The organism is Mycoplasma sp. CSL10137 (assembly GCF_017116845.1).
Taxonomy (GTDB): domain Bacteria; phylum Bacillota_I; class Bacilli_A; order Mycoplasmatales; family Metamycoplasmataceae; genus Mycoplasmopsis.
In genome coordinates, this window is record NZ_JAFIRE010000004.1 from 64,654 (window position 1) to 91,571 (window position 26,918).

The 26,918-nt window shown below is 25.2% G+C and carries 30 protein-coding genes, 8 tRNA genes and 1 rRNA gene; 28 read left to right on the forward strand and 11 right to left on the reverse strand.

Annotated features, from left to right (window positions below):
- Positions 1–49: 49 nt before the first annotated feature.
- Positions 50–778: a hypothetical protein gene (locus JXZ92_RS02680; RefSeq protein ID WP_205852242.1), complete on the reverse strand. Its 729-nt coding sequence runs from the start codon at positions 776–778 to the stop codon at positions 50–52.
- 62 nt (positions 779–840) lie between these two features.
- On the opposite strand from JXZ92_RS02680, the gene ftsY reads away from it, so the two are divergent.
- Both ftsY and JXZ92_RS02690 read left to right on the forward strand, forming a co-directional pair.
- Entirely contained in the window at positions 841–1,896 is a 1,056-nt protein-coding gene (gene ftsY / locus JXZ92_RS02685; protein ID WP_205852243.1) for a signal recognition particle-docking protein FtsY, read from the forward strand.
- Entirely contained in the window at positions 1,889–2,104 is a 216-nt protein-coding gene (locus JXZ92_RS02690) for a sigma factor-like helix-turn-helix DNA-binding protein (RefSeq protein ID WP_205852244.1), read from the forward strand. Before ftsY ends, JXZ92_RS02690 begins: the two co-directional genes overlap by 8 nt.
- Positions 2,105–2,130: 26 nt before the next feature.
- Here the strand turns inward: JXZ92_RS02690 and serS are convergent, their stop codons facing one another.
- The 6 genes from serS to JXZ92_RS02720 form a co-directional block, all read right to left on the reverse strand.
- On the reverse strand, positions 2,131–3,396 hold the full coding sequence (serS, locus tag JXZ92_RS02695; protein ID WP_205852245.1) for a serine--tRNA ligase: 1,266 nt from the start codon (positions 3,394–3,396) through the stop codon (positions 2,131–2,133).
- Positions 3,397–3,495: 99 nt separating this feature from the next.
- Positions 3,496–4,431: an energy-coupling factor transporter transmembrane protein EcfT gene (locus tag JXZ92_RS02700; protein ID WP_205852246.1), complete on the reverse strand. Its 936-nt coding sequence runs from the start codon at positions 4,429–4,431 to the stop codon at positions 3,496–3,498.
- Positions 4,431–5,381 carry an energy-coupling factor transporter ATPase gene (locus tag JXZ92_RS02705; RefSeq protein WP_205852247.1) on the reverse strand — a complete coding sequence of 317 codons (951 nt, stop codon included), beginning with the start codon at positions 5,379–5,381 and terminating at the stop codon, positions 4,431–4,433. The genes JXZ92_RS02700 and JXZ92_RS02705 overlap by 1 nt, the downstream gene beginning before the upstream one ends.
- Positions 5,357–6,172, reverse strand: a complete 816-nt coding sequence (locus JXZ92_RS02710) for an energy-coupling factor transporter ATPase (RefSeq protein WP_205852248.1) — start codon at positions 6,170–6,172, stop codon at positions 5,357–5,359. The genes JXZ92_RS02705 and JXZ92_RS02710 overlap by 25 nt, the downstream gene beginning before the upstream one ends.
- Before the next feature lie 119 nt (positions 6,173–6,291).
- Positions 6,292–8,397, reverse strand: coding sequence for a C1 family peptidase (locus tag JXZ92_RS02715; protein WP_205852249.1), 2,106 nt, complete (start codon positions 8,395–8,397; stop codon positions 6,292–6,294).
- 11 nt (positions 8,398–8,408) lie between these two features.
- Positions 8,409–9,008: a ribonuclease HII gene (locus JXZ92_RS02720; protein WP_205852250.1), complete on the reverse strand. Its 600-nt coding sequence runs from the start codon at positions 9,006–9,008 to the stop codon at positions 8,409–8,411.
- Between the two features lie 92 nt (positions 9,009–9,100).
- Here JXZ92_RS02720 and JXZ92_RS02725 point away from each other — a divergent pair, with 92 nt between their 5' ends.
- The 5 genes from JXZ92_RS02725 to JXZ92_RS02745 all read left to right on the forward strand — a co-directional run bounded on the left by JXZ92_RS02725 (position 9,101) and on the right by JXZ92_RS02745 (position 12,539).
- Positions 9,101–9,442: an HNH endonuclease domain-containing protein gene (locus JXZ92_RS02725; protein ID WP_205852251.1), complete on the forward strand. Its 342-nt coding sequence runs from the start codon at positions 9,101–9,103 to the stop codon at positions 9,440–9,442.
- A gap of 446 nt (positions 9,443–9,888) precedes the next feature.
- Positions 9,889–10,221, forward strand: a complete 333-nt coding sequence (locus JXZ92_RS02730; protein ID WP_205852252.1) for a hypothetical protein — start codon at positions 9,889–9,891, stop codon at positions 10,219–10,221.
- A gap of 169 nt (positions 10,222–10,390) precedes the next feature.
- On the forward strand, positions 10,391–10,645 hold the full coding sequence (locus JXZ92_RS02735) for a hypothetical protein (protein WP_205852253.1): 255 nt from the start codon (positions 10,391–10,393) through the stop codon (positions 10,643–10,645).
- Between the two features lie 761 nt (positions 10,646–11,406).
- Positions 11,407–11,907: a hypothetical protein gene (locus JXZ92_RS02740; RefSeq protein ID WP_205852254.1), complete on the forward strand. Its 501-nt coding sequence runs from the start codon at positions 11,407–11,409 to the stop codon at positions 11,905–11,907.
- A gap of 101 nt (positions 11,908–12,008) precedes the next feature.
- Positions 12,009–12,539: a hypothetical protein gene (locus JXZ92_RS02745; protein WP_205852255.1), complete on the forward strand. Its 531-nt coding sequence runs from the start codon at positions 12,009–12,011 to the stop codon at positions 12,537–12,539.
- A 21-nt stretch (positions 12,540–12,560) separates the two neighbouring features.
- Here JXZ92_RS02745 and JXZ92_RS02750 read toward each other — a convergent pair whose 3' ends face one another.
- Complete coding sequence (locus JXZ92_RS02750; protein ID WP_205852256.1) at positions 12,561–13,082, reverse strand: hypothetical protein; 522 nt, start codon at positions 13,080–13,082, stop codon at positions 12,561–12,563.
- A gap of 175 nt (positions 13,083–13,257) precedes the next feature.
- Between JXZ92_RS02750 and JXZ92_RS02755 the strand changes: the two genes are divergently transcribed.
- The 6 genes from JXZ92_RS02755 to JXZ92_RS02780 all read left to right on the forward strand — a co-directional run bounded on the left by JXZ92_RS02755 (position 13,258) and on the right by JXZ92_RS02780 (position 13,963).
- A tRNA-Asn gene (locus JXZ92_RS02755) sits at positions 13,258–13,332 on the forward strand.
- Between the two features lie 8 nt (positions 13,333–13,340).
- A tRNA-Glu gene (locus tag JXZ92_RS02760) sits at positions 13,341–13,416 on the forward strand.
- A gap of 4 nt (positions 13,417–13,420) precedes the next feature.
- Positions 13,421–13,496 (forward strand) — tRNA-Val (locus JXZ92_RS02765).
- A gap of 7 nt (positions 13,497–13,503) precedes the next feature.
- Positions 13,504–13,579 (forward strand) — tRNA-Thr (locus JXZ92_RS02770).
- A gap of 45 nt (positions 13,580–13,624) precedes the next feature.
- A tRNA-Leu gene (locus tag JXZ92_RS02775) sits at positions 13,625–13,709 on the forward strand.
- A gap of 178 nt (positions 13,710–13,887) precedes the next feature.
- Positions 13,888–13,963, forward strand: a tRNA-Thr gene (locus JXZ92_RS02780).
- Positions 13,964–14,044: 81 nt separating this feature from the next.
- Here JXZ92_RS02780 and JXZ92_RS02785 read toward each other — a convergent pair.
- From JXZ92_RS02785 to rrf, 3 genes are all read right to left on the reverse strand, one after another.
- The gene (locus tag JXZ92_RS02785; protein WP_205852257.1) at positions 14,045–14,626 is read right to left on the reverse strand and encodes a hypothetical protein; all 582 of its coding nucleotides are present in this window, start codon (positions 14,624–14,626) and stop codon (positions 14,045–14,047) included.
- A 149-nt stretch (positions 14,627–14,775) separates the two neighbouring features.
- On the reverse strand, positions 14,776–15,087 hold the full coding sequence (locus tag JXZ92_RS02790; RefSeq protein WP_205852258.1) for a co-chaperone YbbN: 312 nt from the start codon (positions 15,085–15,087) through the stop codon (positions 14,776–14,778).
- 128 nt (positions 15,088–15,215) lie between these two features.
- Positions 15,216–15,321, reverse strand: a 5S ribosomal RNA gene (rrf, locus tag JXZ92_RS02795).
- Positions 15,322–15,456: 135 nt separating this feature from the next.
- Here rrf and JXZ92_RS02800 point away from each other — a divergent pair.
- The 15 genes from JXZ92_RS02800 to rpmB all read left to right on the forward strand — a co-directional run bounded on the left by JXZ92_RS02800 (position 15,457) and on the right by rpmB (position 26,667).
- The gene (locus JXZ92_RS02800; protein WP_205852259.1) at positions 15,457–17,079 is read left to right on the forward strand and encodes an ABC-F family ATP-binding cassette domain-containing protein; all 1,623 of its coding nucleotides are present in this window, start codon (positions 15,457–15,459) and stop codon (positions 17,077–17,079) included.
- Positions 17,079–17,768, forward strand: coding sequence for a 16S rRNA (uracil(1498)-N(3))-methyltransferase (locus tag JXZ92_RS02805; RefSeq protein ID WP_205852260.1), 690 nt, complete (start codon positions 17,079–17,081; stop codon positions 17,766–17,768). The genes JXZ92_RS02800 and JXZ92_RS02805 overlap by 1 nt, the downstream gene beginning before the upstream one ends.
- A gap of 136 nt (positions 17,769–17,904) precedes the next feature.
- Positions 17,905–19,338 carry a pyruvate kinase gene (gene pyk, locus JXZ92_RS02810; RefSeq protein WP_205852261.1) on the forward strand — a complete coding sequence of 478 codons (1,434 nt, stop codon included), beginning with the start codon at positions 17,905–17,907 and terminating at the stop codon, positions 19,336–19,338.
- 129 nt (positions 19,339–19,467) lie between these two features.
- A tRNA-Tyr gene (locus JXZ92_RS02815) sits at positions 19,468–19,551 on the forward strand.
- A 5-nt stretch (positions 19,552–19,556) separates the two neighbouring features.
- A tRNA-Gln gene (locus tag JXZ92_RS02820) sits at positions 19,557–19,631 on the forward strand.
- 97 nt (positions 19,632–19,728) lie between these two features.
- A complete protein-coding gene (proS, locus tag JXZ92_RS02825; RefSeq protein WP_205852262.1) occupies positions 19,729–21,177 on the forward strand; it encodes a proline--tRNA ligase in 1,449 nt (482 codons plus the stop codon).
- A gap of 126 nt (positions 21,178–21,303) precedes the next feature.
- Positions 21,304–21,756: an MG284/MPN403 family protein gene (locus JXZ92_RS02830; RefSeq protein WP_205852263.1), complete on the forward strand. Its 453-nt coding sequence runs from the start codon at positions 21,304–21,306 to the stop codon at positions 21,754–21,756.
- Positions 21,725–22,825, forward strand: coding sequence for a hypothetical protein (locus tag JXZ92_RS02835; RefSeq protein ID WP_205852264.1), 1,101 nt, complete (start codon positions 21,725–21,727; stop codon positions 22,823–22,825). Before JXZ92_RS02830 ends, JXZ92_RS02835 begins: the two co-directional genes overlap by 32 nt.
- Positions 22,800–23,210, forward strand: coding sequence for an MHO_1590 family protein (locus JXZ92_RS02840; RefSeq protein ID WP_205852265.1), 411 nt, complete (start codon positions 22,800–22,802; stop codon positions 23,208–23,210). Before JXZ92_RS02835 ends, JXZ92_RS02840 begins: the two co-directional genes overlap by 26 nt.
- Before the next feature lie 43 nt (positions 23,211–23,253).
- On the forward strand, positions 23,254–23,460 hold the full coding sequence (locus JXZ92_RS02845; RefSeq protein WP_205852266.1) for a phosphopantetheine-binding protein: 207 nt from the start codon (positions 23,254–23,256) through the stop codon (positions 23,458–23,460).
- A 42-nt stretch (positions 23,461–23,502) separates the two neighbouring features.
- On the forward strand, positions 23,503–24,348 hold the full coding sequence (locus JXZ92_RS02850; protein WP_205852267.1) for a tRNA pseudouridine(55) synthase TruB: 846 nt from the start codon (positions 23,503–23,505) through the stop codon (positions 24,346–24,348).
- Positions 24,339–25,163: a YcsE-related riboflavin metabolism phosphatase gene (locus tag JXZ92_RS02855; protein ID WP_241006976.1), complete on the forward strand. Its 825-nt coding sequence runs from the start codon at positions 24,339–24,341 to the stop codon at positions 25,161–25,163. The genes JXZ92_RS02850 and JXZ92_RS02855 overlap by 10 nt, the downstream gene beginning before the upstream one ends.
- 2 nt (positions 25,164–25,165) lie before the next feature.
- Entirely contained in the window at positions 25,166–26,035 is an 870-nt protein-coding gene (locus JXZ92_RS02860) for an FAD synthase (protein WP_205852268.1), read from the forward strand.
- A gap of 122 nt (positions 26,036–26,157) precedes the next feature.
- Positions 26,158–26,424 carry a 30S ribosomal protein S15 gene (rpsO, locus tag JXZ92_RS02865; RefSeq protein ID WP_205852269.1) on the forward strand — a complete coding sequence of 89 codons (267 nt, stop codon included), beginning with the start codon at positions 26,158–26,160 and terminating at the stop codon, positions 26,422–26,424.
- A gap of 51 nt (positions 26,425–26,475) precedes the next feature.
- Positions 26,476–26,667, forward strand: coding sequence for a 50S ribosomal protein L28 (gene rpmB, locus JXZ92_RS02870; RefSeq protein ID WP_205852270.1), 192 nt, complete (start codon positions 26,476–26,478; stop codon positions 26,665–26,667).
- Positions 26,668–26,918: the final 251 nt, after the last annotated feature.

Below are 26,918 nucleotides of genomic sequence, written 5' to 3' on the forward strand. Positions count from 1 at the left end.
TTAAAAAATAAGTATTATTTTTTTATAAATACTTATTCCTAATTTTGTTTTATGCAACTTTTTCAATAGTTTTTTCTATATCTTTTCTATTTATTAATTTTGGGTAAATATTATTCACAATATCTATTGCGCTTAACATCAAAGCTATCGAAAGTTGGTTTATGTCATCATCATTTTGAGGATTTGTTTTAATTTTTTTAGGTCCCCTAAGTGCAAAGTTAATTGATTTTTTTATCAAACTTTTAATTAACATATGTTTGCTTATTCTTCTCCAAATAAAAGTCTGATATATCACATCTTTAAACCTAATTTCTTGGTCTGAAATTTTTTTTCTTCTTGATTTTATCAATATATATGATCTATCAACACTATAATCTTGAAGTTTTTTTATGTCAAAATTTTCAACTTCATCTTTAGTTATATTAGTATTTACTTTTGTTATTATCACATAATACAAATTTAATAAAGAAGTAGGCAAATATAACACTATAAACGTAATTAAAGCAAGATTATATGGTTCTCAAATTAATAAAGTATTTTTTTGATTATTGTCATTTTTAATTATAGATAAATTTCCGGTCATGACGAAAGAAAACATAATTATCGCAAATGATGTTACAGTAGCTAAAATTAAAAAGTTATTTAAAAATCATTTTTTTACAAATTTGTAAATTATGCCATTATCATAATATTTCTTAATTTTAAAGACATCAAATAAAAATTTAATTGATATTATTACGGTAAGTGCTATTAACACTAAAAAAGTATTTTGTGTCATTATTAACTCCTTAAATAATTAAATTATATATTATTATATTAATAATTTAGTAAAATACTATTATGGGATTTTTTAAAAATATAGTTAATAAAATTTTCAAAAAAGAAGATAAAAAAGATGCTAGTTTAATTGAAAAGGAACTGGAAGATAAAAAAGAAAAAGAAATAATCAATAGTAATAAATTTCAAAAATATGAAACTGGTTTAAATAATAGTTCAACTTTTGGTAAAAAGCTGTTAGAAATACAAAATAGATATGTAAAAGTCGATGAAGATTTTTTAGAGGAATTAGAAGAACTTTTAATTATGTCTGATATTAGTTTACCTTTGGTCGATATTATGATTCAAAAAATAAAACAAGAAATTAAGATTAATCAAATTACTGACCCAAAATTAATTGGTGAAATTGTGGCTGATCAAATGTTTGTTATTTATACAAATAACTCCGTTACAAATACAAACTTAAATTTTGAAGATGATAGATTAAATGTTTTTATTTTTGTAGGTGTTAATGGTTCAGGTAAAACTACGTCGATTGCTAAACTTGCGAATAAATATAAAAATGAAGGTAAAAAAGTTCTAATAGCTGCTGGTGATACATTTAGGGCAGGTGCTGTTAATCAATTAGGAATTTGAGCCGAAAAAATTGGTATTGATATTGTTAAGCCTGATAAAGAAGGTGCTGATCCTACTTCTGTTGTTTATAAAGCCTTAGAAAAAGCTAAAGAAGGTAGTTATGATTTATTGATCATCGATACCGCAGGAAGATTACAAAACAAAGTTAATTTGATGAATGAATTAGGTAAAATGGTAAATATTATTCAACGTTTTGAGCCTAGTGCGCCGCACGAATCATTATTAGTTTTAGATGCTACAACGGGTCAAAATGCCTTATCACAAGCAAAAAACTTTAAAGATATCGCCAATTTAACGGGTATTATTTTAACCAAAATGGACGGCACTTCAAAAGGTGGTATTGTGCTATCAATTAAGGATGAATTCAATCTTGATGTTAAGTACGTTGGTTTAGGTGAAAAGCTAGATGATTTACAAGAATTTGATTTAGAATTATTTATTTATCAAATGACAAAAGATTTAATTGTTGAGAAAAATGAGTAAGAAATCTATAGAAAATTTACAAAAATATACTATTTTATATGAAAAATATAAAGGTGCATTAACACAAAATCAACAACAAGCTTTTGAATTGTATTTTTATAATGATTTATCTTATGCAGAAGTTGCTCAAATATTAGCGACAACGCGTTCCGCCGCTTATGATTCGGTAACTAAAGCGATAAAAAAACTTGAAAAATTTGAAGAATAAAAAACTAGAACTGTTTTCTAGTTTTTTTATTTAATTAAATCTATACCCATAAATGGAACTAAAACTTTTGGAACAGTAACTGTACCATCATTGTTTTGATATATTTCTAAAATTGCAGCAACAACTCTATCAATTGCTAAGCCAGACCCATTCATTGTATGAGCATACTCTGTTTTACCTTCTTTATTTCTGAATCTAATCATTGCTCTACGTGCTTGAAAATCACCCATATAACTTACACTCGAAACTTCTCTAAATTTTTCTTCAGAAGGTAATCATAATTCTAGGTCAATTGTTGTTCTTGCTGAAAATCCCATATCACCTGTACATAATTGTAAAACCCTATATGGGATTTCTAGTTTTTCAAGTACGTCTTTAGCATCTTCAACCATATTTAAATATTCATCATATGCAGTTTTTGAATTAGTAACTTTTACTAATTCCACTTTTTTAAATTGATGCTGTCTTAAAATACCTTTTGTATCTTTTCCGGAACTACCAGCTTCCGATCTGAAACATTCTGTATATGCTGTTGCTTTAAAAGGGTTTTCTAAGTCTATAACTTCGTTATTATAAATGTTTGTTAATGTTACTTCAGCAGTAGGAATTAAATAATCGTTTGAACCTTCTAATTTATATAAATCTTCTTTAAATTTTGGTAATTGTCCTGTACCAAATAAAATATTGTCTTTAACTATTACCGGGGTACTAAATTCATTGTATCCTTTTGTTGCATGTAAATTTAACATAAATGAGATAAGAGCTCTAGTTAATCTTGAACCTGCGTTTTTATAAATAACATATCTTGAACCGGATAATTTAACTGCTCTTTCAATATCTATAATATCAAGATTTTTAGCAATTTCATAGTGAGGTAGAACACCTTTAACCAATCCTCTCCCAATTTTGTCTTTAACTTCTAATACAACATTGTCATTTTCATCTAAACCGACAGGAACCGATTCTAAAGGTAAATTAGGAATTTTTGATAATAAGTCATTAATTTCAGTATTTAATTGATCAGCAATTTTACTTAACTCTTCTTCTTCTTTTTTAACTTGTGAAATTTTTTCTTTTAACTGTCTTATTGCTTCAGGATTATTTTTAAGTGTGCCAAATTCTTTAGATAATTTAGCTAGCTCTGCTTTCTTATTTTGTGCAATAAACATTTTTGAACCACGATCTTCTGATATGGAAATTAACTTGTCAAAAATTTCAATATCAAAACCTCTATTTTTAAGTCCTTTACGAACCATTTCTGTATTTTTTTGAATAAACTTTAAGTCTAACATATAACCTCAATTTCTTTATAAATTATACTATAATGTTATTTAAAATTATTTCGTTTTTTATTAAAATAATAAAAAAATATGCATTTTAGAACGCATATTTTAACCCACTATTCTTATATATTTATATATATTAACATTTCTTAAATCATAGATATTTATGTCAATACCTTTGCTTAGGTTTAAGTAATTAAGAATTAAAAAGGAGAAAACTAGCAATATTACTATAAATAGTATAATATCAATAACTCTGGGTTTTATTTGTCTATATTTTGTTCTTTTTTCGTATGGATCATAACCTCTTGTTTCCATTGAATTGGATAAATCATCTGCCTTTTGGAATGAAGAAACAAATAAAGGGATTATTAAAGTTGTAAAGGCAATTATTTTTTCTTTAAATTTACCTCTTTTGAAGTCTACTCCCCGTGAAGATTGTGCCTTTATGATTCTCCCTGCTTCGTCAACAAGTGTAGGAATGAATCTAAGGGCAATAGAAATTATTGTGGCTATAATGTGAGTTGGAACGAATAAGAACTTTAATGGTCACATTAAATCTTCAATTGATTTATTTAACAAAATAGGTCTAGTGGTATTTGTTAAAAGTGTGGTAATTAAAATCATTGTATAAATTCTTAAAAATAGTGCAAAAACACGATTTAAATTATTTAATGACAATCCATATTTTACTATTGTATCAACACCATTGATAGTCTTATTGGTCTGAACTAAAACTTTAAAATATTCTTTAAAATAATCATCTTTAATTACTATTTCAGAATTAATAGTATAAATGTTTACAAAGAAAATTATTATACATATGAAAAAAGGTAATTTCATTAGTTTAATTAATGGTCTTATTTTTTTTGTTGAATAAATATAAGCTATAATTGCAGGTGCCAAAATGATAAACATATCTATAAAATTACTTATTAAGAATGCTAGTATAATGTACAAAAGAGCTATTAATAATTTAATTCTCGGGTCCAACTTATATAAAAATGAATTGCCAGGTATGTATCTTCCAAAAACACTTTTCATTATCTACCTCCGTTATTAATAAAATCAACTAATTCGTTAACGGATTTTACTTCAGGTACATCAATACCTCTTTCTTTTAATTTAAAAATAAAATTTAAAAGTTTTGGAGGTCTTAAATTATTTTCTTCTAGTAATTTTATATCGCTTAATATTTTATATGGTTCGCCATCTTTAATTAATTTACCCTTATTTAATAAAAAAACTCTTTTTGCATATTGTAATACATGATCAAGATCATGAGTTACATTTATAATTGTTTGCCCCTTTTTATTAATTTCTTCAATTATTTCTAAAATATCTTTTACTCCTACAGGGTCCAAACCTGCAGTTGGTTCATCAAAAATCATAAAATCGGGATTAATTGCTAAAATTCCGGCAATCGCAACACGTCTTTTTTGACCTCCTGATAACTCAAACGGACTTCTTTTAAGGTATTCTTTGTGTAACCCAACAATTTCTAAACATTTTGCAGCTCTCTTGAGCGCTTCTTCCTTAGGAACTCCAAACGCAATTGGTCCAAACGCAATATCTTCTTCAATTGTATTTTTAAAAAGTTGATATTCAGCAAATTGAAAAACTATTCCAATTTTCTTTCTCAAATTGTTAATATTTTTTATTTTATTTTCGCGTTTTAATCTACGAATTATTTTTTTAAATTTACTTTCATTCCTTTTATTTTTCGGAAATTTTATTGTAGACAAAGTTTTATTAATTTCTTTTGTTTTTTTGTCTAGAACATCATCTTCAAATAATCATTCTATTTCGCCTTCTGTAGGTTCTAAAAGTAAATTTAAATGTTCTATTAAAGTGGTTTTTCCTGAGCCGGTAGAGCCAATTATACCCACATATTCACCTTGCTCTATTTTTGCGCTTATATCATCTAATGCTTGAAATTCTCATGGAGTTTTTTTAGCAAATATATGACTTATTTTTTTGATTTCAATTTTCATATTTCTTCTATTAACTCCTCTTCATTATATGTAGGTTCTATTTCTTTGATTTGTTCACTAACTTGATAAATAAATGGAGATTCAATTTTTGCTATATCCATTATTTTTTTATCTTTTAAAATTGATTTTGGATCACCATTAGCAATTAATTTTCCATTCGCAAAAACTAAGCAACGATCTGCTAAAATAGCTTCGTCCATATTATGTGTTATTGAAATAAGAGTTTTATCTTTTTTATCTCTTATTTCTTTAATTATTTCTAAAACCTGATCTTTCCCTTTTGGATCTAACATAGATGTAACTTCATCAAAAATAATAACATCCGGATTGAGTGCTAAAATTGAAGCTATAGCCACTCTTTGTTTTTGCCCACCAGACAAATTTTCTGGTTCACGTTCCAAATGTTCTATCATACCAACTTTTTCGGCATAATGATGAATTATTTCTTTCATATTTTTATTAGGGATTTGTCTATTTTCCAAACCAAATGCAATATCATCTTCCACAGAAGAACCAATAAATTGATTATCTGGGTTCTGAAAAATAATTCCAATTTTTTTTCTAATTTCATTTAAGTTTTTTCTGTGATATTTTATTCCGTCAATATAAATTGAACCTTCTTGTGGTTTCAATAATGCCACTAGCACTTTTGAAAGTGTACTCTTACCACTACCGTTGTGCCCTAAAATAGCTATATATTCACCTTTTTTAATACTAAATGAAACATTATTTAATGCGGGTTTTAAAATACCTGGCTTATAACTAAAAACTATATTTTTTACATCTATCATAATATATATTTTATTAAAAAACCTTATTTTTTGTAATTTTATTTAGTTTATTTTATACTTAAAATATATAAAAAAGATATTTAATTTATTTTTACTTATGTAATCTTTTTCAAAAATATCTATTTTTTTATTTTGAATTTTTTTATAAATATTCTCAATGCGCAAAAAACAAAAAGTACAAATATTAATATTGGGATAAAAATAATTAAAATCATTTTTGTATTAGTTTTATCATCTTTTTTATCATAGTGACTATTATTTTTTATATTATCTATTTTTTGTTTTACATTACTTTTGTTAATAGATTTATCTTTAATTATTTTTTTATTTTCTTCATTATTTGTAATCGATTTATTTTCTTCTGTGTTAATATTTTTTCTTACTGTGACAATTGCGTTATTTTTTCTATAAAATTTCGCGTCTTTAGCAGTATAGACTAAATTAACCAAATTATTTCCGTTAGATAATTTAAAATCACTTTCTACTTCTCACCCTTGCCCATAATTTATCTCAGAAGCTTTTTGTATTTTGTTGTTTGCTTCTATAATAAATTCGTTTGGGTTATTTTGGTAATCTTTATTTTGAATTTTAGGATATAGTCCTACTAGGGGCGTGTAGAAAACTTTTGTTCTACTACCTAAAAATTCATTTAAACCAGTTATTTTAATTTTTCCGTACCCAATTTTTGAATAGTCTTTATAATAGTGATCGTTATCGTTTGGCACAAACTCATAGTTAACTTTATAATCATGATTTTCTTTTAGAATTTTAGAACCCATTTTAACATTTATATTTATTTTATTTTTCGGATCATTTAGACCATATTTATAAAAGTCATTGTCTAAGGTTACATCTACATACTTTAAGTCTTTGTCATTTATTCTATTACTATTTTTATCATACAATTCTGATGTAAAAGCCTTTATTCTTGCTACTCCATTAAAAATATTTTGGCTATTTATTCACTTGTTTTGTTTTTTAATATATGTAAAATCTAAACTCGAAAATTCTTCATCAGAAAATAAAATTTCTGCAGTATTATCATTATTTTTAACTGTTGCTACTATTGAAAAATATTGTCCTTTGTCAAGCTCTATAGGTTTATCTAATTCTATAATTCTAAGTCCGCCATCCTCGAAATGTCTTGTTTTGGATGCTATTAGTTTTGATTTATTTAAATTAAGAGTATTCGGATTTATTTCAGAATCATCATTATTTAAAAATACTTTTACGTTAACATCGACATTTTTTCCTTCAAAACCAACATTTATTGATTTTAATTGTTCAATATTTTCGTTAGATGTTTTTTTTGCTTTAAATGTAACTGCTGCACTTTTTTGACCCGGCTTGTAAATATTTTTTAAGTATCCATCGAAATAATAGTTATTTTTATATTTATCAGGTGATGCAAAATTTAATGTAAATGTATTGTTAATTTTTGAATCATAAGATAAATACATATATCCATTATCCATATAGTTTGTGCCTCAACTATTTTTAACAATTCAAGCCCCGTTTTGTTTGGTTTTTGGACCGAATTTTTCTCTTGGTATAGTATCATCTCAACCAATTATTGTAGCGGCGTGTCAATATCTCTTGACGTTATTATACGTTTCGTTAGCGTTATAATATTTTGTTGCATCACCAGCAATAAAACTAAAACCTACTGCACCATTTTTAACCACATATTTTTTTATTGAATTACTATCATTATTATTTATTTGTATAAACTCCTCAGGAAAAAAAGGCAAATTAAAATTATTTTTTTGAAATTCATTTGTTTCTTTTGCGAGTCCGCGTCATTGCATTAAAGTATAAGCTGCATCTTTTGTGGAACCGCCACTATTTCAAAAATTAGTACTATAGTTGTCAAATTTTGTATTATTTAAAGGATCTGAAAATTTATCTCTATTTTTTGTTATATATGCTAAATTATTTTCAGATAAATCTAAAGTATTTGGTGAAGCGTACAATCCATTTTTTAAAATATTAGTTTCTGCTACTCCTATTACAGAATATGCTCAACAAATATTTCAAATTTGGTATCTAACAGGAGATAAAATGAAATTATTTTTATTTTTTCTTCAATCAAAGATTGGTTGTTTAACTATTTCTTCCTCTTGATCTTTTTTCACTTCCGTAGCGAAATTAGTAGAAGCGTTTAAACTAATACATGCTATTGGTAAAAAAATTGTTTTTATTCATATTTTATTTTTTATTTTCATATTTTTTCTTTCTAAATATTTTTAATTAATTTAGCTATAGGTTTATATTTAATTCTATGAATTTTTGGTTCTACTCCATTTATTATTAAAGCTTTTGAGTGTGATTTAGTTCCATAACCTTTATTATTTTTTAAATCATATTGAGGATATTCACTATCAAGTTTTATCATATAGTTATCCCTGAAAACTTTAGCAAGTATAGATGCTGCTGCTACATTAAAAGAAACAGAATCTCCTTTAACCAAGTTTTCTTGTGGAATATCAATGTTTATTTTTTCAAAATCTGTTAATACTACGTCAGGCTTTGTTTTCATATTTTTAATAGCTAACTCCATTGCAATTTGTGATTCTTTTTTTGGGTTACTATTGTTTATATTTTCAACTGATCTAACTATTATTTGATATTCTATTGAATTTTCGATTATTTCTTGATACAACCTATTTCTTTTTTTGTCGCTCAATTTTTTAGAATCATTTATTTCTGAATTCTTATAATTTCTTTTCATTATTACACAAGCGGCAACTAATGGTCCTGCCCATGAACCTCTACCAGCCTCGTCACACCCAGCAATTAAAATATTTTTATCGTATTTTTTTTCGTAATCTAACATAACAATATTTTACCACCTTATATTTTTTATCTTTTTGCTTTGAATATATATATATATATATATATATAATTTAAAAAAAGAAAGGAGGTAACATGACTTCTCAAGAACAAAGAAATAAAATATGAAAAAATTATTTTGGTACAAAAAATGAAGGAGTTGATTTTGCCGGAAGAAAAATTACAAAAGATGGCGATTGAACTGAAGAACATATTATGCCTTCATCCATAAAACGTGATAATAGTTATGAAAACGTAATTCCTAGTCATAGAAAATCAAACGAAAACAAAGCTGACTATAATACATGATCAGACGGAGACTATACTTATCAAGTAAAGAACGGTTCAAAACAGGAAGGATATTATCATTATATAATTTTTAGAAAATCTAATAATAGTAATGAATGAACTCAAGTGACACCTTCAAAATTAAAATAAAACTTGCTAATTTTGAAAACGCAAGTTTTTTCTTCAACTTTTTTATAATTTATTTCTAATTTTTTAAAAAGGTAAATAAATGTTTACTAAATATGAAAAACTAAAAAACACTACTTTTTAGTAGTTTGATAATTATAAAAATATATTAAGCGGTTTAAAAGAGAGATGTAGAGAGAGTTAAATTGTTTTAAATATATTAAAATATCATTATTATGTTTTGTAATAAAATTTATTACAAAACTTATTTATGTATACATTTTTCTTTTGACTTTTAGCTTTTTAAGGATAGAGAATGTTTAAAAGCAAAAAGAGGATTTTTTTATTTATTGTATCGAGTATACAACAACACTGTCTATTACGAGTTCCGTAGCTATAATGTTAAATTGAAATTACAATAATTTGATTTATGAAAATAGTTATAAAAAAGTTAAAAAAATAATAAATAAATGAAATGATGTACCAAGAATATTTTGGTTGAATTCAATAAATTAAAACTAATTTACAAAAATAAAAATCAAATATTAGATCTTAAAAATATGGAGGATAAAATATTTAATTCTTTAATTTTATCTATTTTAGAAAAAGAATCAATATTAAAAAACGTAAATATTGAAGTAGATGACATTGATAATTTTTCAAGAAAAAATGAGATTTTGAATGCAAAAAATGGGTTAGATTTATTAAATTATAAAAATTCCTTAGATACAATTTTATTAATTGATAAAAAGATTGAAGAAATTAAAGAGTTAAATAGCAAGAATCATTTTAAAATGAATTAAAGAATATCATTATAAGTGATTTTGATATGGTAGATAAAAAAGTAAAATAATAAAACAGAGAACAAAGAAAAACAAATCAAGTTACAATTGATTCACTAGTTGATTTGTTAAAAGATAAATTTATTAAAAACAAGACAAAATATTAAATAATTTTGATAAATTAAAAGATTTGGAAAGTGAATTAATAAAATATAAAAAAGTATCCGATGAATTTAAAATAATTAAAAATTCTAATACTAAAAGTGAAATTATTGAAAAAATAGTTTCGAGCGAAATTAGCGATATACCAAAAATCATTGAAGATATTTTTAAAATATTAGATGATGAAAAACATTTTGAATTTAATAACGTATTAAGGCGCGAGAAAAAATTAGACTCAATTGTTAAAGAAAAAAATAAGTTTCTTTTAAAATGAATGAATTAGAAAAAGAATTAGAGAATTATTTAATAGAAAATGATGATATTAGTAAGTTAATAGAGACTAAAAAAAGAAAAATTAAGACAAAAAATTTTAGATTCTGATTTATATGTTGATGTTAAAGATAATTCAAATAAAAAGGTAGACATAGAAAATAATATAAAAAAATTATACGAAATTGATAAGGAAATTAATAATTTAGAAAATGACCAAATTCAAGAAAAGAAAGTGTTAAAAATAAAGTTAATGGTTTAAACAATAAAAAAGAAATTATTGAACCAAAAAAGAATTAGAAAAATTTATAGATTTGCAAGGTATAACAATTCAAATTAGTTAAAACGATTTGCAAGTTGGATATAATTAGCAAATTAGTGAAATATCCTTTAATTTCATAGATATAAATAAATATATTGTTAAATTTACTTATTTTTCTAAATATGATAATTATGTAAAAAATAATCATATTGTAAGTAGTTATCTTTTTAATTCTTCAAAAAACACGAATTAATAAAAATGAATTTAAATGAATCTATTTTTCTAAAATGGAGTTATAAATCAAAGTCTAGAATAATACAATCCCTAAACGCTAATGCTTCGTTTTTGTTGGTTTATAAAGAAAAAGATCCTGCAGTTTTTTCTTTTACAAGTGGTTTTAATAATATTTCTATTTTTTCTGAATTATTCTATTATTTAAGTTTTAAAGTTTCTAAAACAAATGAAATATATATAATACAAATTTTAAAGAAAATAATCTTCATATAACAGAAATGAATGATTGGCAGTTTAAAGATAAATTTTTAACCTTAAGAGAAAAGTGGTTAGATTTTTTAACAGATAGAATTATAGAAGGTTCAATACAAAAAGGAAATTCTGAAAATTTAAATCAAAAACAAAATGTTGGTGTTTCGAAGCTTCTTAAATTTAAATTCAATAAATGATTGTTAAATAACACTAATTCCACATATACTACAAATAATTCGAAAAATAGAATTTATGTTTCGGGTATTTTATTAGGAAGTAAATTAAATAATAGTTTTGAAATTAATTCATTTGAGAGAGTGTCTATTTTAGGAGGAAATAATATTTACGAAAAAACTAATAAACCTATAAAAGAGTTTATATATGAAGTTGATACTAGTAGTTCAAATTATTGGGTATTAAGCGATAATACCCACTCTAATGAAAAAGATTACGAAAAAATATATAATATCATTTATAAAAGCATTCTATTTGCATTAGAAAATAATTTTAAAACCAAAAATAATTAATAATATGAACACAATTGTTATATTTGTGTTTTTATTTAGCTGTTTATATGATTTTTTATCTAAAATGATATAATAATTTATATTATAGAAAAGAGGTAAAAATGGCTTCAAAAGTTACTGCACATTGTGCTAAATGTAATATTAATTACACATATTTATTTGGAGAAAGTGATGAACTCATATTATTTAATATTTTTTTAGATGAATACAAAAAATCACAAATCGAATTATTTGATAGAGAAAAATTTATCAATCACTTTAAACCTATTTTTCTTAATAACATTCAAGAATTTAAAAATTTTTCTGAAGAAAATCAATTAGAACTTCTAAATAATAATTATGAAAAAGTAATAAATTTCTTCTTCCCGGAAGAAATAGAAATAATTAAAAAAAATATTGTTATGGGTCATACCATAGAAGTTTTTCCTATTATTAATACTAATTTAACCGAAACAGAGAGATCTATAGTTTCGGTTCCGATAATGAAAATTAAATTTTTATCAGGAGAAGAATATGTTCGCCAATATAGTAATAACGTGGCTTATGTTCAATTTACCCCTGACCAACAATTTTTAACTTGCCCTGTTCATTTAGATCTAACCGCACAATTTATTAGTGAAGAAAAAGTTTAACACACAAAATGTTAAACTTTTTTAAATTTCAAAACTTCCGTTGTAATTCAATTTGTATTCTTGTTTTGTTGATATTTCTATTTTGTTTAAGTAATCTTTCAATGTTTTAATATCAGAAAAATAAACGTTATAAAATTCCAAATATTTTTCGCTAAAAAATATTTTAATATCATTTTGACTTATGAATGTCGCATAAACATCAATCATTGTTTGAATTAGTTCAATTAACTGTTCTTTGCTATAAATTCTAAATTCATCTTCGTTTCAAGGTGCGACGACATTTTGGTATAAATATCAAGCTCCAATCGCTAATTTATTAAAATTAAAGCGAGCTTCTTTTGAATTTGTATTATTTTGATATTCTGAAAATAATATTACATTCAGTAAAAAGAAATGTTCCATTTGCTTTTTACTGAATAAAGGTTGATTTAATGTTTTGTATATTAATTCTATATTTTGTTTTGTTAAACCTTTTCTAAGTTCTAATAATTCCATAATATAATTAAAACATTTTTTAGTATATTTTTTATATTTAAATTTCATTAGAGCAATCTTTATCTATTAAACACTTTTAAAATTTAAAAAATTTTTTTTATTTTTTAAAAAAGTATGTATAATAATTTTACCTAAAAACAAATTAGGAAACTAAATCAAAAAAATATATTATTTTTATTGTTAAAAATATTTATATGCTATAATATATTACGCAAATACAAATGCCGATTTAGCTCAGCGGTAGAGCAGCTGGCTGTTAACCAGTTGGTCGCAGGTTCGATCCCCGCAATCGGCGCCATTTTATAAGGTCTGTTGGTGAAGCGGTTAACACACATGGTTTTCATCCATGCATACACGGGTTCGATCCCCGTACAGACTGCCATTTTGGAAGATTAGCTCAGTTGGGAGAGCGTCGCCCTTACAAGGCGAATGTCATGGGTTCGAGTCCCTTATCTTCCACCATTATTGCGCCGTCTTAGCTCAGTTGGTAGAGCAACTGACTTGTAATCAGTAGGTCGTAGGTTCGAGTCCTATAGACGGCACCATAGTGTGCTTTTTTTATTTATTATTTGTGTATTTTAAGTCACAATGCGCGGATGGTGAAATTGGCAGACACGCTAGATTTAGGCTCTAGTGCCTTACGGCATGAGGGTTCAAGTCCCTCTTCGCGCACCATTAGAACATTAATACTTAAAAAAAGTATTATTTTTTAAACATTTTTATTAACCTTTATAACAAACAAGACAAACAAGAAAGAAAAACTAAGGTATTGAATGACCTTAGTTTTTAGTTCATTAAAATAAAAGTATGAACATCAAAAATCTTGTTTTTATGTTAAAATATATTTAGATGTGCCGTCATAGCTCAGCAGGTAGAGCACTTCCATGGTAAGGAAGGGGTCGCTGGTTCGAGTCCAGTTGTCGGCACCATTTTTTTATGCACTTTTTGATGGATAAATATACTTATTTTAGTATGTATGACATGGTTTAAATAAGTAAAAAGCAGAAAATTTAAGTTTTCTGCTTTTTATTATTCTCTTTTTCGTAATCAGAAACTGAAATAACTTTTTCATTTTCTAAATCATAGATTTGATATCCGCCAAAATCTTTTGCTTTATTTATTGCTTCATCTACGTTAGATACAACCATAAGATTATCTAAGATCAGTTCTTCTTCATCTGCATCATATCTATAACCTCAGTTTACATCATATTTTTGTTTAGCATCGTTAAAGAAATGGATTAATTCATTTTTTTGTGCTATAGTAAGATCGTCTAATTTTTTTATTCAATTTAAGCTAATTTTTAATGTTCCCAAATTTTCGTTTTTAAAAGCTACAATATAACCTTTTTTATCAGTAAAAACATTTCATCCGACTATGGGGATATTATCTTTTTGATTCAAAAGTTTTATATCACATAATTCTTTTTTAGCTTTAATATCTCATGCATTTTCATTAAAAAAACTAGCAATTTCAATGAACAAATTATCAAGATGATATCTAAGGGACTTACCTTTTAAAAAATTTACAAACCCTCTTATATACTCGTTGAATTCTTCTGTTTTTTTATTCTTTGCTTCTTCTTTATCCATTTTATCCTTAAATATTTATTTTATATTGATCAATAGTAAAAATTATATTACTTTTAATTTTTTTGAATTAATATTTTTTAAATAAATTAAAAATGATTACTAAGCAAAAAACATTAAAAAATTAACATTTTCAATGTTAATTTAATGTGTTATTTAATGTAAGGTGCTACTTGTTCTTTTAAAATTTCGTAAGGTACATAACCAGAGAAATCCTTCACTTCTTTGTCGCCTTTAAATACTTTAGTATATGGGATTCCTTGTACTCCGTTTTCGAGTGCAAATTCTCTATTGTGATCAATATTAACTCTTAAAACTTCAACATTATCATTAGAATCTAATTGTTCTAAAGAACCTTTATACATTCTACATGGACCGCATCAATCGGCGTAAAAAACAACTAATTTTGTTTTTTCGCTTTTTAATGCTTCAGAAATTATTTCTTTATTCGCTTCTTTTAGCATATCGCCTCCTTAATTTTTAAATATTAATAATTATATCATTTAATAAATAAAGTTAAAAAGTTTATTTTTATATTAAAAAAATGACGAAAAAAGGTTTTTTTATATTTTTTATTCAAAAAAAGATATAAAAAAAGCAGCTCCCTATTTTCACCAAGTGGCTATCGTCGGCGTAAAGAGGCTTAACTACTGAGTTCGGAATGGTATCAGGTGGACCCTCTTGCTATTGCTACTGATAATAGTATACACTATAAATTTAAAAACAAAAAAATTTTTTTATTTTTTTTAAAATATTTTTTAGTTTGTAAAAGAACAAAAATAAAATTGCTATATAATTTATATTATTAGATCAAGAACAAATAAGGAGAAAACATGATTGAAGTACAAAATATTAGTAAAATTTTTAGTGATAAAAAATTATTTGAGAATGTTAATTTAAAATTTACAGAGGGAAATACATATGGAATTATAGGAGCAAATGGTGCTGGTAAGTCAACATTTTTAAAAATATTATCAGGTCAAATTGAAGCTACAAGTGGACAGATATTAGTTGAAAAAAATAAACGTATTTCTGTTCTTTCTCAAGACCATAATGCGTATGATCACATGAATGTTACCGATGTAGTTATTATGGGTAACACTGATTTATATGATGTTTTACAAGAAAAAAATGCTATTTACGCAAATCCAGACGCAACAATGGAAGATTACACAAGAGCCGGAGAATTGGAAGATAAATATGGTGAGTTGGGAGGATGAACTGCTGAAAACGATGCGCAAGAATTGCTAAGTAATTTATCCATACCTAAAGATAAGTGAAATGTTAATATGAGCGAATTAACCGCTAATCAAAAAATTAAAGTTTTATTAGCAAAAGCGTTATTTGGAAATCCTGATATTTTGATCATGGATGAACCAACTAACCATCTTGATTTACGTTCAATTAAATGATTAGAAAACTTCTTGATCGATTATCCTAATGTTGTTATTGTTGTTAGTCACGATAGCGATTTTCTAGATTCAATTTGTACACATATAGTTGATATTGATTATAACGAAGCAAAAATTTATACAGGTAATTACAGTTTTTGAAAACAATCATCAGAACTAGCGCGTGAGATGATGAAGCAAAGTAATCTTAAAAAAGAAGCTCAAATAGAAAAACTTAAAGATTTCATTGCTCGTTTTAGTGCAAATGCTTCAAAATCAAAACAAGCAACCTCAAGAAAAAAAGCTTTAGAAAAAATTTCTTTAGATGAGATTAAACCTTCCAATCGTAAATATCCATATATTCGTTGAGATATGAATCGTGATCACGGAAAACAAATTTTAAATGTTGAAAATTTAACATATAAAAATGATTTGGGACAAACACTTTTTGAAAATGTTTCGTTTACATTAAGACCAGGTGAAAAAATGGTAATTGTTGGTGATGATGATATCGCAAAAACAAGATTACTTGAAATAATTTTTGGTGAGCGTGAAGCTACTTCAGGCACCGTTGAGTGAGGACAAACAATTACACCTAGTTATTTTCCTAATGATAATGCAAAATATTTTAATACTGAAGAAAATATTTTAGAGTGAATCTCGAAATGACCATTATTAAATAAAATAAAAGAAAATCAAGAAAATGATGATGCTAGAATGCGTGGTTTTTTAGGTAGAATGTTATTTAGCGCAGATTCAGTATTCAAAAAAGTTAATGTAACTAGTGGTGGAGAAAAAGCGCGCTTGATGTTTTCTAGAATGATGCTTTTGGAATCAAATTTTATTATACTAGATCAACCTCTTGATCACTTAGATACCGAAAGTATTGATTCAGTAATTGAAGGTGTTCAAAATTACAAAGGTGGCGCAATTTTTACTACCTATAATAGAGCTTTCGTTAATCAATGTGCTGATGTTATATTAGAGTTACAATCTGCAACAAAAAGTTTTTTATTTAGAGGTACTCTAGAAGAATATGAAGAAATTATGATGCAGGATAATTAATGAATCGTTTTTTTGTTAATAAAAAAGAAGATAATTACTTTATTTTAGATAAAGAAGCTCAAAAACATATTAAAGTTTTAAGACTAGATGGCAAAAAAATTATTTGCGTTTATGAAAATAATTTTTTTGAATGCTTAGTTGATTTTGATAAAGCTCATATTATAAAAGAGATTAATGAAAATCATGAATTACAAAATGATATTATTTTATTAATGAGTTTAATAAAATACGATCGTTTCGAATGGCTTTTACAAAAAAGTACAGAATTGGGAGTTAAAAAAATAATCCCTTTAATAACAGAACATACTAATGGTGAATTATATTCATTCAATAAGTTTGAAAAAAAACGCCAACGCTTTGAGGAAATCTTAAAAAATGCAGCTGAACAGTCTTTTAGAAATCAAATTCCAACATTGGGGGAGTTGACAAAGCTATCTAATATTGATTTTAAAAAAGATTATAAAATATATATAGCTCACGAAAAAATTAACTCAGAAAATAACCAAATTCCAAGCGAAATCGAAAAAAATGTTTATTTTGTTGTAGGTCCTGAAGGTGGATTTTCAAATTTAGAATTAGATAAATTAGTTTTAGACAATAAAAATGTTAATTTAGTATCTTTAGGTAAAAGGATATTAAGAGCAGAAACAGCGGCAATATATATGCTCTCAAAAATAAAAAATTCTTAATATAGTTAAGTTATTGTGTATAAACTTAACATATCAAGAATTTTTTTAAATATGACTTAAAAACATTATCATAAAAACATTTTTTTGGTAAAATAATGAATATAAAATAATCAAATCATAATTAGGAGAAAATTAAATGAAAATTACAGATAAAAGAACTAAATTAGTTGCTACTATCGGACCTTCAAGTGATAATATTGACACATTACGTACATTGATTGAAAATGGTGTAACAACAATTAGAGCTAACTTTAGTCATGGTTCTCACGAAGAACAAGCTAATAAATTTAAAATAGCTAAAGAACTTTCAAAAGAACTTAGAATTCCGGTTTCATTAATGTTAGATACAAAGGGACCTGAAATTCGTGTAGGAAAAATGAAAGATGGTGCTCAAGTTATTGTTGCTGGATCTACAGTTTTAATTCATACAACACAAGATAAATACCTTAACTTTGAAGGAACACCAACAGAAATTACAGTCGCATATGACATGGCTAGAGATTTAGTTGTTGGTAACCAAGTTTTAATTGATGATGGTAAATTATCAACAGTAGTTACAGAAGTTGGTGAAGGGTATGTGAAAGTTAAAGCAGAAAACACACATAAAGTAAAAACAAATAAACGTGTTAACTTACCAGGTGTAGATTTCTCACTTCCTTTCTTAGCAGAAAAAGACATTAATGATATTAAATTTGGTATTACTCAAGGTATTAATTATGTTGCAGCTTCTTTTGTTAACTCAGCTAGAAATGTAAATGAATTAAGACAATTATTAAAAGAAAATGGTGGATCACATATTCAAATTATTTCTAAAATTGAATCACATTTAGGATGTGTAAATATCGATGAAATTATTGAAGCATCAGATGGGATTATGGTAGCTCGTGGTGATTTAGGTTTAGAAATTCCTTACTACGATGTTCCTTACCACCAAAAAAATATGATTAGAAAAGCTCGTGAAGCTGGTAAACCAGTTATTGTCGCTACACAAATGTTAGATTCAATGGAAAATACACCACATCCAACACGTGCAGAAGTAACTGACGTTTATTATGCAGTTGAATTAGGTGCTGATTCTACAATGTTATCAGGTGAAAGTGCAAACGGTTCATTCCCTCTTGAAGCGGTTAAAACAATGACAGCTATTTCAAAACGTGCTGAAAAAGAATTTTACTCAAGAAATTACTATGAAAGACAACTTGAAAAAGTTTGAGCAAATTCAAATCAATCAGACAAAAGAACAAAAATAGCTTATGAAATTGCTAAAAAAGCAAAAGATGGTGATTATAAATTTGCGGTTGTTTTATCAAGAACAGGTGAATTATTAAAACATGTTTCTAAATTTAGACCTAATACAATTACAATTGGTGTTTTAAATAACGATAAATTAATTAATGGATTCGGAGCATACTCTGGTGTATTTGTTTCAGTTGATTCGTTAGATCTATTCGATAAAGTTAAAGCTGATAATTCATTAGCTGAAGAGGCCTTAAGACCATACGGAATTCAAAAAGGTGATAAATACTTAGTTGTTGAAAATGAAAGATTTACAGAACACGAAGTTAAATAATATATAATATAATAAATTAAAGTGCTTAGGCACTTTTTTGTTTAATTTTGCAAGTTCAAAATTTAAAAAATAAATAATTTTTTTTGATTTAAAGATTTTATATGCTATAATATATAAGCAAAATTAAATGGGGGGATAGCAAAGCGGCCAAATGCGGGTGGCTGTAACCCACTTTCTTAGGATTCGGGGGTTCGAATCCCTCTCCCCCCACCATTTATTGTCCCATAGCCAAGCGGTAAGGCATCGGGTTTTGGTTCCGACATGCGTTAGTTCGAATCTAACTGGGACAGCCATATCACTCTAAAAAGAGTGTTTTTTTATACTTTTTTGCCCTAAAAATTACTTATTTGCATTTTTCTAAATATTTTTTTGTTATATAATTAAGTTAATATGAATAAAGAAAAACAAATAGATAAAATTACTCCAATGGAGTTGGATTTTGCAAAATGATATACAGATGTTGTGAAAAACGGAGATCTTATAGCGTATGGACCAACTAAAGGTTCTATTATTTATAAACCAAATTCTTATGGTATTTGAGAATTAATACAAAAAGAATTAAACGACATATTTAAATCAAAAGGAATTCAAAATGTTTATTTGCCTCTTTTGATTCCGGAAAATTTATTTCAACTTGAAAAAGAACATATTGAAGGTTTTAACCCTGAGTTAGCTACAGTTACAAAAGTAGGAGACAAAGAGTTAAGCGAAAAATTATTTATTAGACCTACTTCGGAAGTTTTATTTGCTGATTTGTTTAAAAAAACAATTAATTCTTATAACGATTTACCTATTGTTTACAATCAATGAGCAAATGTTTTGAGATGAGAAAAAACCACAAATCCTTTTTTACGTACAAGAGAATTTTTATGACAAGAAGGTCATACATGCCATGATAACGCATGAGAAGCACGTAAATTAACAAGAGAAATGATTTCTACATACGCAAAATTTTTGAAAAATTATTTAGCTATCCCAACAATAGTAGGTAAAAAAACCCCAAGGGAAAAATTTGCTGGTGCGTGTTCTACTTATACTATAGAGGCTATGATGAAGGATGGTAAAGCTTTACAATCTGGTACAAGTCATTACTTAAACCAAAACTTTTCTAAGCCATACGGGATTAAATTTAAAAATAAAGACAACAAAGAAGAATATGTTTATCAGACTTCATGAGGAGTGACTACGCGTTTATTAGGTGCTATAATTATGACACATGGTGATAATAGAGGTGTAATAATACCTCCTAAAGTTGCACCTATTCAAGTTGATATTCTTGAATTATTTGCGAAAAAAGATCCTAAAGTTCATCAAATTGCTAAAGAAATTAAGAGTAAAATCGGAAGAAAATTTAGAGTACGTTTAGATTCATCAGATAAAAACCCTGGATTTAAAGCTTCGAATAGTGAAATACAAGGTGTTCCGATACGGATTGAGGTAGGTCCTAGAGACTTAGCAGAAAATAAAGTCCTAGTAGTACGTAGAGATACTTTAGAAAAACAATTAGTTGAAATAGAAAAACTAAAAGAGTTAATACCAATATTACTTGATAATATCCATAATAATTTGTATGATTCAGCACAAAAAAGATTAGAAGAAAATACTGAATATGTATATAACTATGACGACTTTAAAGAGAAAATTAAAGAAAATAAATTTTTAGTTGCTCCATTTTGTTGTGACGACTATGTTGAGGGTAAGATTAAAGAAGAGACGGGTGCAACAGCGAGATGTATACCTATTAAGTCGTTCAAAAAACCTAACAAAGATAGTAAGTGTTTTTTTGATGGTTGCGATAAGTCTACTAATAGGTATGTTGTATTTGCAAAAGCATACTAAAACTGAAAAAAATTTCATATTTTATAAAAATAAAAGGGGAAAGAGGTGACTTTTTTCCTTTTTTAGTTCATTTTTGACAAATTTCCAAAAAAATTTATATAAATAAAGTGGGAGGGGTATTTGAAAATGAACGAATTAAATGCAGATGTAGAAACAAAAGCTTTAGAAGGATTGAGGTTACAAGATTTAATTAAGGAAGTCGAAAACGACAAAGAACTTTATGTTTATGAGCATAAACTTGTCGAAATGATCTTTAAAACCCATTGAAAATTTAGAGAAATATTTAAAAGAAAGTTAATGGGAGAAACTTTTAAAGAAAGGTTTTATCATAAAAAAATAAATGAAAAACAAAAAGAATGATTGCTTAAGATGGCTGAAGGGAAAAATAGCATTGTAAGAATGATTTTAGACAATATGACACATAAGCATTCGTGAATACTTGAAAAATGTTATTTAGATAAAAACACAATGGATAATACGTTGTGATATGAACAACATTTTTCCAAAACTACTTTTTATAAAGTTAAACGTGAGGCGGTAAAGGAATTTGTTTCATACTATACAGGAATATTCAACTAATGACATTAATTCAATTAATAAACAATTAGTATATGAATACAATAACTTTAGAATTGATAGACGTGTTTATAAAGAATCAATTAATTTGGATTATCAAATTGAAATTTTTAATTATAAAAATAACAATGATTTATATTTATTTTGTGATTTCTTCAGCAATAAAGTTTATAAAGAATGAGTTATCGAGTTATGATATAAAGGAACAAAAAAATTAAGTTCGAATAATTCAAATTTTATTGCAAACATTTCATCTCTTAATAAGTCGAAAGCAGAAGAAGTTAATAATTTTAAAATTATAATTAAATCTAAAAAAACAAGCAAGATTGTTGAAAGTGTCGAGTTTAATAGATATTTAAATGATAATGTTGAAATTTTTAAAATGGAGAATAAAACTAATTTATTAAAAATACATTATTCTTCTATTTTTAGAATAAAAAATAACCAAGTGTTAAATTATAAAAAATATTGAAATTTAATCTTTAATCTTGAGAATTTAAAGTGTGCTATACCAATTTTTAATGTTTTAAACTTATTTATAACTTTCGATGCAAATTCAATAAATTTAAAATCATATAAAATAACTTCCTTGGATTTTAATGTTAGGAAAATTAACTTAAATATTAACGGTTTAGGATTAGAAAATGAAAAAATAAAATTAAAAGGTATACGTAAAATATTACAAAATAATGAAAATAAATTTGATTTAATTGATTTTTATATAGATGAATATATTAAATATTTACCCGATGAAAAAAGATATATTAAATCTTTAGGCGAAAATAGTAATAAAAAAATAGTTATACCTAAAAATTACAGTGGTAAATTGATTTTTATATTTGAATTAGAAACGACTTTTGGTAATTTTAAAATTTTGAAAGAAATTAATTTTGATAATAATCTAGAAGAAAGAAAAGCAAAAAAATTTGAAATAAATGACATAACAGATCAAAGAGTTTTTTTGAATAAAATAAAGTATACTGTTTCATTTAGAGATTTTTATAATTTAAAAAATGAAAATGACATTAGTTATTTTTTAAAGAAAAATGAAGAATATCAAATCGATTTATAAATTATTAGCTTTTGCTATAATTGCTAGTTTTGTAGCAGGATTATCATATTATGGTTATTTAAAAATAATAGAACAAAAAAACAATTTAAAAAATAATATTCCAAAAGGAGAAAATGATAATTTTAGCGTAAAAAATTCATTTATTTTCCCGGATATCGATAAAAAATCATTAGTTAATTTTATTAAAAAAAATGAATTTGGAGAAGATTACATAGATCAAGAAATAGTCAGAAATTTAATATATAATTTAATACTAAATTCAAATATTAGCGATGCACAGTTGGATTTTGATTTTGTACAAAGAAGTGATAAAGAAATAGAAGTTTATATTGAAGTTAATTATAAAAAAGAAAAATATCACAAAGTATACGAAATTAAAATTTAATTGATATAATTAAAATATGAGTTTAGATTATGAAAAATGAATTATGAGTCAAATAGAACGCTTGTCTAAGAAAAAAGTTAATTATGATGCGTATATAAAAGATATTAATATTGATTCTTTGGACTTAGCAGAAGTAATTATTAATCTAGAGGAAAAATATGGAATTGTAATTTCTGATGAGGAAATTTTAAATATTGAAAAAGTAAAAGATGTACTAGAATTAGTTTCAAAAAAGGTTGGTGAAAAGTAAGCTATTTTAATTTTATGATTAGAATAGCTCACTTTTTATTCTATGTTTTATAAATACCATAAATCAACTGGCACTATGACAAATAAAAGTGTTAGAGGTTTATCTAAAGTTCTCTTAACAAAAAAAATAGGACATACCGGAATTTTAGATCCTTTAGCTTCTGGATTAGTAATAGTTGCGACTGATTATGATACTAAATTGTTAGAATACATCAATCATAAAAATAAAATTTATATTGCAAATTCCAAGTTTAATTTAGGTTCTGATACTTTAGATATTGACGGAGAACTTAGAAGCTATAATTTTCCAAAAATAAAATTAGAAGAACTTAAAAAAGCTATTGAGACAGTATCAAAAAGACAATCCCAAATTCCACCTAAATTTAGTTCTAAAAAAATAAATGGACAACATGCTTACAAGCTAGCAAGAGAAGGAAAAGAGTTTGAATTAAAACCCCAAAAAATTAAAGTACTAGAATATGAATTAATTAGTTTTGATTATGATAAACAAGAATACGAAATTATGTTTAATGTTTCTGAAGGAACTTATATAAGAACTTTGTTATATGATATATCTTTAGAGTTAAATAACTCTAGTGTTATGACTTCGTTAAAAAGAATTGGAGTTGGTAAAATATTATTAGATAATTTAGAAATTCAAAAGTATGAAAAAATAAGTTTTGATTTGCTTTTTGATATAAATTCTATTTCTTTAACAGAAGAAATTTATATAAAAGTATTTAATGGTCAAAGTTTTAGAATTTCAAAAAAAGATGAAAATGTTTTCTTTATTAAAAATATTAATAATGATGTTTGTTGTGTAGGTAAAATTAAAGATAATTTTTTTTACCCTAAAAAAGTTTTTAAGGAAAGGTTATTATGGAAATAAAAAAATTAGAAGAAATAATTAAATTAGCTGCTTTTGATGTTGATGAAACACTTTTACCAAATGGATATACAAAGTTTTCGGAAAATACAAAATCTATTTTTAGCAACTTAAATAAGAAAGGTATTAAAACCGTCATTTCTACTGCTAGAGAGTTTGCTACAATAGGCGATTTTTTAGAACAATTATACCCAGTAGATTATTTTATGGGTGCTAACGGTGCGTTCATATGGGATGTTCAAAATAAAAAATTTATTTTTAAAAATACATTAAAACGTGACCAAGTTATTAAGTTATATAATGAGTTTGGGGAAAAGGTTAGAGGTTTTGCGGTTAGTGATTTTGATAAAATTTATAATTCGAAAGATATGAATTTAAATACTTGATTTATTAAACCGTTCGTTCAAAATTATCACGCCTTCGATCCTGATTTAATAGGAGATGAAGATTTATACTTAATTACAATAACTTCAACAGAAAATTTAAGAGAATTATATGAAGAATTTAAGGAATTTATAACTAAAAATAATTTAGATATGGAAATATCATCGCGTTGATCTAAAGGTTTTTTTATAAATCCTTTATCAGTTAATAAAAGTACTACTTTAAATTTTTTACTTAATAAATTAGAATTAAGTTATGATAATTTAATTAGTTTTGGTGATAGTTCAAATGATTTTGAAATGATTAGAGATGCATATTATGGGGTGGCAATGCAAAGAGCCGGAGAAAAAATTAAAGCCGTTGCTAATGATATTGCGTTAGATTCCGTTTATGATGGTGTTTATTTAAAATTAAAAGAATTGAAATTGATTTAAAATTGAAAAATAGCGATTTGCTTGTTTATAACTTAAATAATTTTGAAACAAAAGATAATGACACTTTTCTAATCGGGGCCTTTGAATCTTTTCATTTAGGACATTATCAACTTTATAAAGAATTAATAAAATACGAAGGAAGAAAAATATTAATTAATTTTAGTAACTTAGACACAAAAAATTTATTTCATAGTGATATTTTTTACACAAATAAATCTAAATATTTTTCTATTTCGGAATTAGATTTCGATTCAATCATTGAATTAAATTTTTCAGAGATAAAAAATTTGGACGGAATTGAATTTATAAAAAAAATAGTTCAAAATAAAAAGGTAACTTTTATTGCTGGTAGCGACTTTAAATTTGGTCAAAACGCACAATATAAATTATCTGATATACCTTTTTATTTAAAAAATGTTGAAATAAAAAATGTTGAAATTTTTAAATTATTAAATACTAAAATTAGTTCAAGTATGATAAAAGAGTCATTAAAATTTGGAGATATTGATTTGGTTAATGAATTATTAGTTTCTAATTATGTTTTCAATGCTACGTTAAAAGAAGATTTAGTACTAGATTTACCATTGCATTTGATGAAGATGGAATCGGGGATATACTCGTCTTTTATGCACATAAATGATTTAGTTTTTTTCACTTGTCTATACGTAGATTATAAAAAAGAATATAAATTATTTATTTTAGACTTTAAAGAAAACTTAGAATTGAATTTATTTTATAATAAAGAGGTTTTTGTTGAGGTTTTAAGTAAGATTAGAAAAATATCAGATAAAAATATGGATAAAGTTTTTGAAGATGATCTTTTAGAAACTAAAAATTATTTTCTAAATAAATATTCTAATTATAAAAAATAATTTTTATGTTATAATTCGTAAGCATTTCAAAAGTATGCAAAACACAAATTTTAACTAGGTTTAATTTAAATTTTAAAAATTATGCTTGGTTAAAACATAATTTTATTTATTTAAGGAGAATTATGGTTTCAAAAACAAGAAAAGCTGAATTAGTCTCACAATTCGGTAAAAATGCAAAAGATACAGGTAATGTATCTGTCCAAATCGCTATTTTAACAGAAGATATTGAAAAATTAAAACCACATTTTTCAAATAATCCAAAAGATAACCACTCACGTAGAGGTTTCTTAGCAAAAATTTCTCAACGTAAAGTTTTATTAAAACATTTAAAAGCATCTGATTTAAACGAATACAACAAAGTAACTGATTTATTAAAAATTCGTAAATAATTTTTATTATTTATATTTTAAGTTTATAAAATAACTAAGAGGTTTAATAATATGGCAAGAAAATGTCAAATATCAGGTGTTGGTCCACAATCAGGAAACAAACGTTCACATGCTTTGAATGCATCAAAGAGAAAATTTAATGTTAATTTACAAAAGGTGAGAGTTACTATCGATGGACAGAGAATGTCATTGAGAGTTTCAGCAAAAACTTTAAAAACTTTAAAATCAAAAGGTTTATTATAAAAAAATAAAAAAATGCAAAAAAGCATTTTTTTATTTTTTTATATAGTTTATAATTATATTAACGCATTTAATCTTGAGATGTTTAAAAAAATAAATCAAAAAAAATAAAAAATAACTTTTTGTTATTAATAAAATGTGTTATAATAATTTGGCTATCAATTATTAAGATAGTTAAATAGAAGTTCTTTGAAAACTAGATATATACAATAAACATGACAGTCAATTTTTTCGAGAGTTTGATCCTGGCTCAG